This is a genomic window from Bradyrhizobium barranii subsp. barranii, from assembly GCF_017565645.3.
GTDB lineage: Bacteria > Pseudomonadota > Alphaproteobacteria > Rhizobiales > Xanthobacteraceae > Bradyrhizobium > Bradyrhizobium barranii.
On record NZ_CP086136.1, the window covers coordinates 10,294,942 to 10,308,998 of the forward strand.

Consider the following 14,057-nt stretch of genomic DNA (forward strand, 5'->3'; position numbering starts at 1 on the left):
AAAGCCCGGCCAACCGGCCGGGCTTTTGATTGCTTGCAATCGACGCTGCGAGACGCTTACGCGGCCTCGTCGGCGACGGCGGTGTCGTCGCCATCGGTATCGCCGTCGGCATCCGCCTCGCCCTCGCCGTCGGCGGCTTCCGCCTTGGCGTTGGTGCGGCGCGGGCTCTTGGCGAGCTGGGCCTCAATCTCCTTGACCGCTTCGGTCTCGGTCGAGTGCTGCACAACCGCGATCTCGCGGGAGAGACGATCGAGCGCCGCTTCATAGAGCTGACGTTCAGAGTACGACTGCTCGGGCTGCGACTCGGAACGGTAGAGGTCGCGCACGACTTCCGCGATCGCGACGATGTCGCCCGAATTGATCTTTGCTTCGTATTCCTGGGCGCGGCGCGACCACATGGTGCGCTTGACGCGGGCGCGGCCCTTCAACGTCTCCAGCGCCTTCTTCACCAGCGCGGGGTCGGACAGCTTGCGCATGCCGACGTTCGCGACCTTGGCGGTCGGCACGCGCAGCGTCATCTTGTCCTTGATGAAATTGATGACGAACAGCTCGAGCTTCGCACCGGCGATCTCCTGCTCCTCGATGGCCAGGATCTGGCCAACGCCGTGAGCGGGATAGACGACGAATTCGTTGGCCTTGAAGCCCTGGCGCTGGGTCACGACCTTCTTTTCCTCGACCTTCGGCGCGGGTGCAGCAGCCTTCACGGCCGGCTTCGCAGCAGCAACGGGGGCTTTGGCAGGGGCGGCAGCAGCAACAGGAGCCTTCGGAGCAACGGGCTTGGCAGCGGAAGCCTTGGCAGCAGCAGGCTTGGCAACGGTCGCTTTCGCGGCCGGTTTGGCAGTCTTGTGAGGCATTGCGCTTCTTTTGTTCTTCGAGGACTTTGCAGCCGGTGCCTTAGTCGCGGTCCGACCCTTGGATGCGCTACGGCTGGCCGCGGCGACTTTTTTGGCCTCCTTATGGGAAGCCCTCGCTGAAGTACTCTTTTTACGCGTTTTCTGTGACACAGCCTGCGCGCGGAAACTGCCACGCCCCTGTTCGACATTTGGTTTCACGGGAACCCAACGGGGCCAACTGGGCTGACGGGGTTCAGCTTAATGTGCTCAATATAGCACATTTCCTGCAAAAATCAATGATTTAGGGGTCTTGAGGGCTGGTTTTCGGCGCAGACGAAGGTATTAGGGTTAAGTTTGGGCGAGAATTAGTCTCCCGAGCCCGGGTTCGGAGAAAAATATTTCTCGAACTTTCCTTCCTGGCCGTCGAATTCCTTCGCGTCGGGGGGTGATTCTTTCTTCTGGGTGATGTTCGGCCAGCTTTTGGCGTAGTCGGCGTTGACCTGGAGCCACTTTTCGAGGCCCGGTTCCGTGTCCGGCTTGATGGCGTCGGCGGGGCATTCCGGCTCGCACACGCCGCAGTCGATGCACTCGTCAGGATGGATGACGAGCATGTTCTCGCCCTCGTAGAAACAGTCGACCGGGCAGACCTCGACGCAGTCGGTATACTTGCACTTGATGCAGGCTTCAGTGACGACGTAAGTCATCCAACGCTCCGAAAAGCTCTTTTAAAAGTCGCGGCTTGCGTAGCGCGGATGGCCCGGCGCCGCAAGGTCGGGAACGGCCGATCATGACGGCTTTACGCGTTTGATCGACCAAGAAATGAATTCAAAGCGCAATTAATTGCGCTTCGCTTCGCTCAGCTCCTCGTAGAGCACGCGGGCCGAGGCGGCATCGCCGCGGCGCTCGTTGAAAGCGGTTACTTTCAGCACGCGCACGGTACGATCGAGCGCGATGGTGATCACGTCGCCGATCTTGATCGCATGGCCCGGCGACTTCTCGCGCGTACCGTTGATGCGAACGTGGCCGGACTCAACAAGTTCGGCCGCGGAGGTGCGCGCCTTCACCACCCGCGCGTGCCACAGCCATTTGTCGAGGCGCTGCCGCTCGGTCGTGGGATCACTCCTTGCGACCGGACAGCTGCTCTTTCAGCGCAGCAAGCTTTGCGAAGGGCGAGTTCGGATCGGCCGGACGATCGCGCTCGCGCGGGTTCGCGCTCGAGGCGTAGGGGCGCAGCGACGGCCCGCCCTGACGGTCGCGGCCCTTGTCGCGGTCACGACCGCGATTGTCGCGGCCCTTGTCGCGATCGCCGCCGAACTTGCCCTTGTTGCGATCGCGATCCTTGTTGTCGCGATCCTTGCCTTCGAAGCGGCGGTTCTTGTCGTCGCGCCCTTCCTGGCGCGGCGCGCCTTCGGCACCACCTTCGCGCGGCTTGCGGAAATCCTTTGCCCCATCCCTGCGATGACCGCCGCCGTGACGATGGCGCTCATTGCGCTTCTCGCCGTCGGCTGACGGCGCGGCCTCGCCTTCGGCGGGGGCGGCGCCAGCTTCGGCACCGGCCTGCTGCGGGCGCTGATTGTGGTGACGCTGATGGCGATGCCGCTCGTGGCGCGGCTTGCGATCGTCGTGACGGCCGCCGGGACGCCAGACCTCGACGAGCTCGGGCTCGCCAGGCACAGCGGCAGCCTCGACCGGCGCGGCGGCATCGGCGGATGCAGCGGCTTCCGTTGCAGCGGCCCCGGCGGGAGCGGCTTCCACCGCCTCGGTGGGCGCAGCAGCCTCTTCCGCGGGCGGCGCGATGCCGGGGGCATCCTCGGGCGTGACGGGGGCATCAGGCGATGCTTCGAGCGCCGGCTCTTCATGCGCGGGCTCGTCGTGCTGCTCCATGCCGGGCGCGTCTTCGACGGTGACGGGCTCGGCGGCGGCTTCGATCGCGGTGTCCGCGCTTGCGGCGGCATCATCGGTCGCAGTCGGTTCAGTCGGAGCCTCTGCGCTTGCTTCGGCAGCCGGCGTCTCCGCGGCGGCAGCCACCGGCTTCGGCGGCAGCGGCGCACGCTTCTCCATGCGATAGCCGAGCGCGCGCAACACCGAGGCGAAATCCTCGCCGGCCGAGCCGGTGAGCGAGGTCATCGCCTGCGTCACCACAAAGCTGCGGCCGTCAAACGCGCCGGCGGGCTTTTCGCCGGGCGAGTTCTCGCGCCAGGCCAGCGCCGGGCGGATCAGATCGGCAAGGCGCTCCAGGATGTCGACGCGCACGGCGCGCTCGCCGGCCTGCTTGTAGCCGAGCACGCGATACGCATCGCGCGGCAGCTGCTTGTCGACCGGGAACGAGGTGCGGCCCGAAGATGCCAGATGCTGCGCGCCCGACAGCGAGGACAGATCGACATTGTCCTGCTTCAGCGCCCACAGCAGTGCGGCCAGCGCGCGTCCGGCGGGCTTGAGCAGGCCGGGGAAATAGATGTGATAGGCGCCGAAACGGACGCCGTATTTGCGCAACACGGCACGCGAGGGCTGGTCGAGATCCTTCAGCTCGTTCGCAATCTTCGGCCGTTCGAGCACGCCGAGCGCCTCGACCAGCTGATAGGCGATGCCGCGGGCAATGCCGGTGACGTCCTCGGCCTTCGAGAGCTCGAACATCGGCCCGAGCAGCTTTTCGATATGCGTCTTGAGCCAGAGCTCGAGCCGGGCCTGCACCTTCTCACGCGGCGCACCGGTGAGGCGCTCGTCGGAGATGATGCGAATGCGCGGATGCAGCGCCTCCTCCGCGGCAGACAGGCGCGCCACGGCATCGCCGGTCCAACGGATCGTGCCTTCCGAGGTCAGCACGAACTGATCGTCCGGCGCATTGCCCAGTTTTTCGGCGCGCGCGTTGATCTCGCCGGCGAGCACCGCTTGCGCTGCAGCCTGCAAGGCTTTCGCATCGGAGCCTGCTTCCGCCGCATCCGGTGCAAAGGTGAAGCCATCGAGGCGGCCGATGACATGGCCTTCGACGATGACTTCGCCGGTCTTGCCGATTTCAGTATTCAAGCTCGTGTTCTCCCGCAGGCGGCGCATCAATACACTGGTCCGGCGATCAACGAAACGCTCAGTCAAGCGTTCATGGAGCGCATCCGATAATTTATTTTCGACCTCGCGGGCGATCCCCTGCCAGCGTTCGGGGTCTTTCAGCCAGTCCGGGCGGTTGGCGACGAAGGTCCAGGTGCGGATCTGAGCGATCCGGGCCGACAGCGTGTCGATGTCACCGTCGATACGGTCGGCCTGGTCCACCTGGGCCGCAAACCAGGAATCGGGGATGCAGCCCTTCTGCATCAGGAAGCCGTAGAGCGTGGTGACGAGCTCGGCATGGGCCGCCGGCGACAGTTTTCGGTAATCGGGGACCTGGCAGGCCTCCCACAGCCGTTCCACGGCCGCCTTGCCATGCGCGATATCGCGCACCTCGACGTCGCGGGCGGCGTGGTCGAGCACGCGCATGTCCTCGGCGATCGGCGCGCGCGTCAGAGCCTCATGGCCGGGCGACTGGTTCAGGGACACCTGGAGCGCGCCGAGCGAGGCGAAATCCAGCTTCGCATTGCGCCATTGCAGCATCTTCACGTTGTCGAAGGTGTGGTTCTGCAGCGCGTTGACGAGCTCGGGCTCGAACGGCCCGCAGCGGCCCGTCGTCCCGAAAGTACCGTTGCGGGTGGCGCGGCCCGCACGCCCGGCGATCTGCGCGAATTCGGCCGGCGTCAGGCGGCGGAACTGGTAGCCGTCGAACTTGCGGTCCGAGGCGAAGGCGACGTGGTCGACGTCGAGATTGAGGCCCATGCCGACGGCGTCGGTGGCGACGAGGTAGTCGACGTCGCCGTTCTGGAACATCTCCACCTGCGCATTGCGCGTGCGGGGCGACAGCGATCCCAGCACCACGGCCGCGCCGCCATGCTGGCGGCGGATCAGCTCGGCGATGGCGTAGACCTCATCTGCCGAGAAGGCGACGATGGCGGTGCGCCGCGGCTGGCGCGTGATCTTGCGGTCGCCGGCGAATTCCAGCTGCGACAGGCGCGGCCGCGTGATCATGGACACGCCGGGCAGCAGCCGCTCGATGATCGGGCGCATCGTGGCCGCGCCCAACAGCAGCGTCTCGTCGCGGCCGCGGCGGTTGAGGATGCGGTCGGTGAAGACGTGGCCGCGCTCCAGGTCAGACGCGATCTGGACCTCGTCGACGGCAAGGAAGGAGACGTCGAGATCGCGCGGCATCGCCTCGACGGTCGAGACCCAATAGCGCGGGTTCTTCGGCTTGATCTTCTCTTCGCCCGTGATCAGCGCGACGGCCTCGCTGCCGACCCGTGCGGCGATCTTGTTATAGACCTCGCGCGCGAGCAGCCGCAGCGGCAGCCCGATCACGCCAGAGGGATGCGCGAGCATCCGCTCGATGGCGAGATGGGTCTTGCCGGTGTTGGTCGGCCCGAGCACTGCAGTGACGCCCGCGCCGGGTGCGCGCTCGGAGGCGAAGGGGGAGGAGGAGAAGGCCATGTCTGGGGATTAGGTAGTGGCGATTTGGGCGAATGTCAGTGCTGCTTTGGGGTGTGTTGAGGGCTGGGAGGTGTCGGCCATGTCTCCGAACGCTACGCTGCAGCCAAGCATTCCGCTGTCATGCCCCGGCTTGCCCGGGGCATCCAGTACGCCGCGGCCTGTCCGCTCAACCACAACGGCCTCGGCGTACTGGATCGCCCGGTCAAGCCGGGCGATGACACCGAGAGTGTGGGAGCGCGCTCCCCAAACCTCGCGCAACTGTCTCACTTTGCGACGCTTTTCCCGTTGGCTTTAAGCTTCGGAACGACTCTAGAACGAATCGCGGCCGAATCGCTGACTCCCGCTGAAGCCTGTTCCGTTCACGCCACATGTCGCGGGACTCTTATTGGTTGTGCACTAGATGGAGTTTTGCCCTGCCGCACAAGCGGCGTTTCGATCACCGGTTCCTTAAAATTGGGGACGGCGCGGAGTCGAATCAGAATCGCGGAGGAGTCAAATGGATTCCCGGGATCACGACCCCCAAACTCATTTTCGCGAAAACAACCCCATGCACAGTAGCCAAACCATTGAAATAACTAGACCTCTTAAACCGCGAAAATGACGGATCGCAGCCCGTCTGATGCGGCGCGCTTCTCACCCTCCCCTGGAGGGGGAGGGTCGCGGGCATGGAGCGAAGCGAAATGCGCAGCGGGGTGGGGTGATCTCTCCCCTCGAACAGTGCCCGCATGGAGAGATCACCCCACCCCGCTCGCGCTGCGCGCGATCGACCCTCCCCCTCCATCCAGGGGAGGGTGGGCAGCGGCGCCTACTGCGTCTTGGCGACCTTTGGCGGCTGGGCTGAGGTGATGAAGCTGGTCGCTTCCAGCATGGCCGGGCCGAGCGGCGTCGGCACTTTCAGCCAGAACGGGACCAGGATGCGCGTGCCCGCGACGGGGGCGAAGGCGATCTCGATGTTGCGCTGGGCGGCGAGGTATTTGATCACGGGACGGTCGGGAATGTAGCCCGCCACGGGCACGAAATAGAGCGCGCAGACCACCACCGGGCCCCTGTAGCCCTTCTCCGCCTTCACGCTCTCCATGCGCTTGAAATCGAGTTTCAGCTCGTAGCGCATGCGGCCGTCGAACACGGGTGCTGCGTTGTGGCAGGCGTCCGGCGTCACGGGGTCGCCGGTGCCGGGCACGCGCAGCAGCGAGGCCGTCATCGGATCCCAGACGCCGCGGCGATGCGCATCGGTGACGACGATGCGGTCGGCATCGACCGGCGGCTCCGGCACGATGCCGAACTCCTTCACATTGCCCTTGTCGAGCGTGATGCGGATCTCTTCGGTCTTCTTCGAGGTGGTGGTGGAGGCCTGGTAGCCGGTCGCGACCAGCGCGCCGTTGACCACCCTACCTTGCGAGGCGCCGGTGCCGGACCCGCCCGCGAACGATTTCAGCAGCCCCGTGGTGCCGCCGGAGGCCGCGGCCGCGAACACGTCGTCGCCGATGTCGATGTTCCAGGCGCCCTTGCCGACGGGAATGCCCGCCAGCGTCGCCTCATACTGGGCCTCGAGCTTGCCCTGCGCCGCGACGGGCTCCGCCCCCCACGCCACCACGAGCCCGCAAAGGGCCGCGAAGGCCAGCCGGCCGGCAGAGCGCGGACTGACTGAGCCGTGACTGACAAAGCCTTGGAGCCAAAGTCGGGGGGATGTGAGCACGAACAATCCAATCGGGGCGCGAACGGTTGTTACTTAAGCCAAAAACCGCGGCAAACAATGTGTCGGGGCGTCAAGGCATGCGGAACTCCATTTGATACTTCGGGGGTGAATGCGCCCTTTATGTGATGGTAAGGCACTTCAATCATTGCCGTTTTGGTGATCGGGGGTGGTAAGGTCGTGCCACTTATTCCCCTGTCATGCCCCGGCTTGACCGGGGCATCCAGTACGCCGCCGCCCCTCGGCTCCAGCCGCGCCGCTGGTGGAATACTGGATCGCCCGGTCAGGCCGGGGATGACACCGGATATGCGGCCTGAGATCCCGGGTTCGCGCTCGCGCGCGCCCCGGGACGACGGGCCAAAAACGGCCCGTCGCCTTGACGTCCCGTCCCTTCCCCCCTATACGTCCGCCCGCTCCCTGCAAGGACACAGAATTAGCCCCCGTGGCGCCCAGAATGGCGGCCGCAAATCGTTTGGGGGACAGAAGAGGATTTCTACCATGTCTCGCCGCTGCGAACTGACGGCCAAGGGCCCCCTCGTCGGCCACAAGGTCAGCCACTCCAACATCAAGACCAAGCGCCGCTTCCTGCCGAACCTCGTCAACGTGACGTTCATCAGCGAAGCGCTCGGCCGCAACGTGCGCCTGCGCGTCTCCACCAACGCGGTCAAGAGCGTCGACCACAATGGCGGCCTCGACCCCTTCCTGCTCAAGGCCAAGGCCGACGTCCTGTCGCCGCGCGCCCTCGAGCTGAAGCGCGCCATCCAGAAGAAGGTCGGCCCGACGGCCGCGCCGGCGAAGAAGGCCAGCTAATCCAATTTTGAAATCGGGCGGGGGCTAAGTTGCGTCGCGTGGCGTAGTCTTAGCCAGTAGAGTTTTGCGTCGCGGCCGGATCGAAAGATCCGGCCGTTTTTGTTTTTGCGCTCAAGCAATGACTTTAAGCGCTCCGAACAAAGTCTCCGTGACGTAAGCCCTTAAGACTACCCACTTAACTCTTCCTGCGCTTGTACTTCGGCTCTTCGAGCGTCTAAATTGCAAAGAATGAGGAAATCGGCAGCGAGATTTCCTCGATAGCTCAAGGGGGAGAGCTCTGGAATGGCACTAACTGCGGTAGAAGCAGAGCTTCTGCTCATACAGAAATTCAAAAAATCACAGATTAATCTATTACAGAATGGCGTCCGCCTAGTTGGCTTAGGCTCAAAGCTTTAGAGCGTTTGCGAAACTTCTGCATTGACGAGCATCACTACTCGTTCTTCCGAGTGGGGCTTAGAGATAAGCACGAACACGCTGAGGCATACCGATTGCTTCAGAGCTTGGTCGACTTGCGCATGATCCACCTCGTGAAATCAAGTCTTTCCGAAGCGCATGCGGTCGGCGAACGATCGGAAGTTTATATGGTAGACTTGTCTGAATATTCGGGTTCACGTCTGAAGAAAGATCTCACGGTGATCGAACTCAAGGGCGACATCTTGGTACTCCGAAAAACCGGAAAGCAGGGCAAAAGCGTTGATGCTGATACAGCTCGCAAGGTAGTGCAGATTTTCCGGACCGGACCGGAACTGAACTTAGCCACTTTTGCCGATCTTGTTTCGCAATGAATTCCGCTATGCTCGCCCCGGTAGCATAACCGGGGAGGGGCATGCCGTGGAGCACGCGCACAAATCCGATCCGAAAAATCTCGTCATCTGCAGTGGCAGCACCGGCAACGAGATCTCCGAGAACATCTCAACGTCCTGATGCTCTATCGCTGCCTGCGCAAGACGGACAGGATGCAGCCGCCGCGCGTTAACCGTCCGTTAACCAACGCAGCCTAGCCTGCGGCAATCGTCCAGCCATCATTAGCTCGAAATGCCTTCCCGGTTTGCTCCAGGAGAAGCGCCGATGTGCGTTGCGTTGTTGACGTATGCCGATCTCAGTGCCCGCCTCAATATCTCGCGCGAGGCCGCTCGTGCCCTGGCGAGACGTCGCCGTTTGCCGCGCTCGCGGGCGGAGGACGGCAAGGCTCTGGTGAGCGTTGATCTCTCCGAGCTCCGCTACACGCCCCGCCCGCGGCGGGCCCGCCGGGCGGACCCCCTCGATGCCTCCCTGGCAAAAGTCGAGACATTGGAGCCATTTCCGTTCCGACGAGATCGGAACGGGGCTCCAGATTCCTGTTCTGACGCGTTTTCCTTGCGCGAACCGGTACCCACTTCGCTCGAAAACGCTATGGAGACCGAAGCATTCAAGGCGGAGATCGCGCGGCTCGAAAATGTCGCCGCCGCCTACAGGGCAGTTTTCGAGCGCGAGCGCGAGCGTGCCGATCGCCTGGCCGTCGAGTTGCTGCAGGCGGCCGCCGAAACGGCGGCAGCCAATGCGTGGGCGGCACGACTGGAAGACGAAGTGGCGGACTTACGGACCGGTCGCCAGGCTGGCGGCGCGACCGCGGGACAAGCCGCACGTCGATTGGGACATCTGGCCGCGGCCATCGTGGGCGCAGACCGCGCGGCTCGCAGATAGCACTCGAACCCTTCTCCATCCCGGCCTGCCGGAGCAATCGCGAGGACAGAATGACTGGCATGACCGATATTCACGAGATGAAGGCGCGCATTGTCGTGTTCGGAGTCGGCGGCGCCGGCGGCAATGCCGTCAACAACATGATCACGTCCGGGCTGCAGGGGGTCGACTTCGTCGTCGCCAATACCGACGCGCAGGCGCTTGCCATGTCGAAGGCGCCGCGCCTGATCCAGCTGGGCACCCAGGTCACCGCAGGCCTCGGCGCCGGCTCGCAGCCCGAATTGGGACGCGCCGCAGCCGAGGAGGTCATCGATACGATCCGCGATCAGTTGACCGGCGCGCACATGGTGTTCGTGACGGCCGGCATGGGCGGCGGCACCGGCACCGGGGCCGCACCCATCATCGCCAGGACCGCGCGCGAGCTCGGCATCCTCACGATCGGCGTGGTCACCAAGCCATTCTATTTCGAGGGCCAGCGCCGCATGCGCTTTGCCGAAGCCGGCATCGAGGAGCTGCTGAAGACGGTCGACACCCTGCTGATCATCCCAAACCAGAACCTGTTCCGGGTGGCCAGCGCGAAGACCACGTTCGCCGATGCCTTCGCCCTTGCCGACCAGGTGCTCTATTCGGGCGTGGCCTGCATCAGCGACCTCATCGTCAAGGAAGGCCTGATCAATCTCGATTTTGCCGACGTTCTCTCCGTGATGCGGGAGAAGGGCAAGGCCATGATGGGACGGGGCGAGGCTTCCGGCGAGAAGCGCGTGCTCGCCGCCGCCGTGGCGGCCATTTCCAATCCGTTGATCGAGAACCCCTCGATCAAGCGCGCCAGCGGCCTCATCATCTCCATCACCGGCGGCAAGGATCTCATGCTGTACGAAGTCGACGAAGCCGCGACGCGGATTCGCGACGAGGCCGACCCGGACGCCAACATCATCGTCGGCGCCTCGTTCGACGAAAGCCTCGAAGGCATCGTCCGCGTCTCGGTGGTGGCGACCGGGATCGACAATGTCGACCCGGCGCAGCTGGCGGCGCCGGTGGAAACCGCACTCACGCAGCTCGCCGGCAGGCTGCGCGACGACAGCCGCCGCATCGCCGATCGCATCGAGCAGCGCAGTGCGCCGCTTCCGCACGTGGAAAGCCCGCCGCTCCGCCCGGCGGCCGGCCGACCCGCAGTGCAACCGGCAAGGCCCGATCCGGAATATGCGCGCCGCGCGGCGCCTCAGCCGCTCGATCCGTACGGCCGCACCTCTCCGCGCAATATAGCCGACGAAGACCTTCTCGACATTCCGGCCTTCCTGCGCCGCTCCGCCAACTGAGCGATCGCAAGAGGGGGAGTTACTTGCTTGGCGACCAGCGAGCCCAACAACAGGTCGTCATCCCGGGGCGCGACGAAGTCGCGAGCTATGATGCGCAATTGCGCATCTGAGGATCCATCGGACCGCAGTGACTGTTGAGCAATGGATTCTCAGGTGCGCAATTGCGCACCGTAGCTCGCGCCAAGAGGCGCGCCCCGGAATGACGGAGCCGCTTGCGGGAGAGGGCTATCGCATATGACAATCTGGACAGCCTGAGCGCGCGCCTCGTCCTTCGAGACGACCGCTCCGCGGTCTCCTCAGGATGAGGCTAATCGGCATTGGTACCCGTTGAAACCAGGGTCGCGCACTCCGTCCTCATCCTGAGGAGCCCGCCGTAGGCGGGCGTCTCGAAGGATAGCCGCAGGCGAGCTTCCTATCTGCGCGCGCGCCGATCGTTCACGCTGCCGTGCTGCGCGGGGTCTCCGCCGTTTCCCTTTTTTCCGGCTCCTTGTCGCGAGACAGCCATGCCGGGAAGCGAAGCAGGCGATCGTTGCCGTCTTTTGGCGGCTCGATGGGCGGTGCTTCATTGGCCGAACGCGGGAGGTCCAGCACGGCCTGCCCTGCCCGCACCGCATCCGCGCGCTGATCCAGTTCGCGCATCAGGGGATCGAGCACGCTGTCGATTTCGGTCGCCACCGACACGATGAAACTGTTGAGCTCGCGGGCCTCGGGCACGACGGCCGAGGCCGACTCGATCGCCCTGGAGAGACCATCGACGACGGGTGCAAACGCGCCGGCGGCTTGTTTGATTCGCGTTCTTATCGCTTCGATCTCGGCCAAGACGCGATCACGCTCCCGCCTGGTCTTCTCTTCCGAAAGGCGGGCTTCGATTTCGGCGATCTGAGCCGTGAGAGTCGTGGCTTCGGATGCGAGTGCATCGCGGCGCAGGCGCGCACGATCGAGATCGCGGCTGAGATTGTCCACTAGATCGTCCTTCCCGAACATGGCTTTGCTCCGTAGGACAGCCGTGACGCGAACCGCCAGCCGGTTAAGCGAACCGAAGGCTGGATCGGCCGAAAAAGGCATCAACTTCGGTCGCGTCATATGGGCCGACATGGTGACCCCCACCGTCCACATTAGGCGACGGCATGGTTAACAAGCGGTTAATGTCAACAGATGATGGAGCAATGAGGCACCATGCCGCCGACGCCGACTTCGTCTCCTCGCTGCCATCCATTTTCGCTATACTCGCCCCGGTAGCATCACCGGGAGGGGCATACCGTGGAGCACGACGACCAGCACAAACCCAAAACCGAGCCGAAGAACCTCGTCATCTGCTGTGACGGCACCGGCAACGAGATCTCGGAGAACATCTCGAACGTCCTGAAGCTGTATCGCTGCCTGCGCAAGACCGACAAGACGAAGCCACGGCAGATGGTGTTTTACGATCCCGGCGTCGGCACGGTGACGGAGCCTTCGACGTGGCACCGGCTCAAGGCCAACGTCAATCTGGTGCTGGGGCTCGCCACCGGTTATGGGCTCGATGACAACGTGCTGTCAGCCTATTGCTTCCTGGTCGAGCATTATGCGCCGGGCGACCGCATCTATCTGTTCGGCTTCTCGCGCGGCGCCTACACCGTGCGGGTGCTGGCGGGGCTGATCCACAAGATCGGGCTGATCTCGCCGGAGCAGGCGAACCTCGCAGGGTCCGGCCTCGTCGCCTACAAGCAATATTCCGGCACCGGGCGCGGCAACGACATCGAGGACCTCAAGGATGTCGCCTTCGACGAGAGCGGGCCGCTGCCGAAGGACGAATTCGATCTCGCAGCCCAGTTCGCGCGCATCACCTCGACGCGCTGGCCGACCATCCACTTCATCGGCGTCTGGGACACGGTGGCGAGCGTGATCGTGCCGCGACGCGACAATTTCTTCTTCGTGTTCAGCCTGGAGGAGCTCGCCTTCACGCTGCGCAATCCGAGCGTCAAAATCTTCCGGCAGGCGATCGCGATCGACGAGCAGCGCTGCATGTTCCGCCTCAAGGCGTACAAGGAGCCGCAGGAATATTGGCGCAACCGCTACGTGCCCGACGAGAAGAAGGAGCCGCAGGACATTTTGCAGGTGTGGTTCGCCGGCGTGCATTGCGACGTCGGCGGCGGCTATCCGGAAATCGAGAGCGGCGAGTCCAAATATCCGCTGATCTGGATGATCGAGGAAGCCGCGAAGGCCGGGCTGAACTTCAACCCGCGCACCGTGAACCAGCTCGCCTGGGGCATCCAGCGCAAGAACTCGCCGTTCCAGTATGTCGAGCCTGCCTACACCGGCAAGGTCGGCGAGCTGCACAATTCGATGACGGCGCTCTGGCGCGTGCTGGAATATCTGCCGAAGAGCGCGAAATACAAGGAATGGCCGGAGCGGAAGGTTTTTCTGGGCTTCTACATCCCCGATTGCGAGCCGCGCGTGATCCCCGAAGGCGCCCATGTGCACGAGAGCGTGCTGAAGCGGATGGCGGTGGAGCCGGGCTACCGGCCGGTGAACTTGCCGAAGGATTATGTGACCGTGCCGATGCCGGTGAGGCCGCATGCGGAGGCTAGTGTTGAGGCTGATGAGATCGTGACGGCGTAATGGCGCTGCAAGCTCGTCATTGGAGGCGGGAGCGCGCCACATGTTCAGCTGTCGTCCCTGCGAACGCAGGGACCCATAACCACAAGGAGCCGTTTGGCGCGGACCAGTGGCTCGGTACGCCCACCGCCGACAACCGACAGATCACGCGGTATGGGTCCCTGCGCCCCGTGCGCAATTGCGCACTAGGCAGGGACGACAGCGGAGATGGAGGTGGCCTCACCCCGCTACCGGCGCTTTCTGCGTTCGCTGCTACTTTTCATTAAAATTCTCAGGCCGCCCTTAGTCGGATCGCATCAACTCTTTTCCATCATGCCGCTCAAGACCACCCGCGCCGTCCGCGGAATTGGAGGAGAGTGCCAATGCATCCGCGCCGACATGCCCGCGTGAAACCGTCCGGGCTGGTGTCCCGCCAGGCCAAGATCATCACCGACCCGCGCGCGCCGGTGATCCCCTGCACGCTGATCGACTACTCGCCCGGCGGCGCCTGCGTCGATCTCGGCGGGCAGGTGAATATCCCCGACAGGTTCGAACTGCTCCACGTCAACACCAAGAAGCGCTGCCGCATCGCCTGGAAGCGCGGCTCGCGGATCGGCGTGGTGTTTTAGCGGTGCTCAACGC

12 protein-coding genes are annotated in these 14,057 nt (G+C 64.1%); 6 read left to right on the forward strand and 6 right to left on the reverse strand.

What is annotated here, in order from left to right; all coding sequences use genetic code 11:
- Positions 1-56 precede the first annotated feature (56 nt).
- From J4G43_RS49995 to J4G43_RS50015, 5 genes are all read right to left on the reverse strand, one after another.
- Positions 57-854 (reverse strand): CarD family transcriptional regulator, encoded by a 798-nt coding sequence (locus J4G43_RS49995; protein ID WP_208083467.1) that lies wholly within the window; start codon positions 852-854, stop codon positions 57-59.
- A 344-nt stretch (positions 855-1,198) separates the two neighbouring features.
- Positions 1,199-1,537, reverse strand: coding sequence for a ferredoxin FdxA (fdxA, locus tag J4G43_RS50000; RefSeq protein WP_063980643.1), 339 nt, complete (start codon positions 1,535-1,537; stop codon positions 1,199-1,201).
- Positions 1,538-1,669: 132 nt separating this feature from the next.
- Entirely contained in the window at positions 1,670-1,900 is a 231-nt protein-coding gene (locus J4G43_RS50005; protein ID WP_244623368.1) for a S4 domain-containing protein, read from the reverse strand.
- Positions 1,901-1,949: 49 nt separating this feature from the next.
- Positions 1,950-5,339 (reverse strand): helicase-related protein, encoded by a 3,390-nt coding sequence (locus tag J4G43_RS50010; protein WP_208083468.1) that lies wholly within the window; start codon positions 5,337-5,339, stop codon positions 1,950-1,952.
- A gap of 805 nt (positions 5,340-6,144) precedes the next feature.
- Positions 6,145-6,960, reverse strand: a complete 816-nt coding sequence (locus J4G43_RS50015; protein WP_063986025.1) for a DUF3108 domain-containing protein — start codon at positions 6,958-6,960, stop codon at positions 6,145-6,147.
- A 570-nt stretch (positions 6,961-7,530) separates the two neighbouring features.
- Here J4G43_RS50015 and rpmB point away from each other — a divergent pair.
- The 4 genes from rpmB (at position 7,531) to ftsZ (ending at position 10,838) form a co-directional block, all read left to right on the forward strand.
- Positions 7,531-7,842: a 50S ribosomal protein L28 gene (gene rpmB / locus J4G43_RS50020; RefSeq protein WP_063980641.1), complete on the forward strand. Its 312-nt coding sequence runs from the start codon at positions 7,531-7,533 to the stop codon at positions 7,840-7,842.
- Positions 7,843-8,357: 515 nt separating this feature from the next.
- Positions 8,358-8,627 (forward strand): hypothetical protein, encoded by a 270-nt coding sequence (locus J4G43_RS50025; RefSeq protein ID WP_208083469.1) that lies wholly within the window; start codon positions 8,358-8,360, stop codon positions 8,625-8,627.
- 607 nt (positions 8,628-9,234) lie between these two features.
- Complete coding sequence (locus J4G43_RS50030; protein ID WP_228411340.1) at positions 9,235-9,525, forward strand: hypothetical protein; 291 nt, start codon at positions 9,235-9,237, stop codon at positions 9,523-9,525.
- A 50-nt stretch (positions 9,526-9,575) separates the two neighbouring features.
- Entirely contained in the window at positions 9,576-10,838 is a 1,263-nt protein-coding gene (gene ftsZ, locus J4G43_RS50035) for a cell division protein FtsZ (RefSeq protein ID WP_085399187.1), read from the forward strand.
- A 435-nt stretch (positions 10,839-11,273) separates the two neighbouring features.
- Here ftsZ and J4G43_RS50040 read toward each other — a convergent pair whose 3' ends face one another.
- A complete protein-coding gene (locus tag J4G43_RS50040; protein ID WP_225005617.1) occupies positions 11,274-11,822 on the reverse strand; it encodes a nucleotide exchange factor GrpE in 549 nt (182 codons plus the stop codon).
- Positions 11,823-12,098: 276 nt separating this feature from the next.
- Between J4G43_RS50040 and J4G43_RS50045 the strand changes: the two genes are divergently transcribed.
- Complete coding sequence (locus J4G43_RS50045; RefSeq protein ID WP_208083471.1) at positions 12,099-13,439, forward strand: T6SS phospholipase effector Tle1-like catalytic domain-containing protein; 1,341 nt, start codon at positions 12,099-12,101, stop codon at positions 13,437-13,439.
- A 359-nt stretch (positions 13,440-13,798) separates the two neighbouring features.
- Complete coding sequence (locus tag J4G43_RS50050) at positions 13,799-14,044, forward strand: PilZ domain-containing protein (RefSeq protein ID WP_028149457.1); 246 nt, start codon at positions 13,799-13,801, stop codon at positions 14,042-14,044.
- Positions 14,045-14,057: the final 13 nt, after the last annotated feature.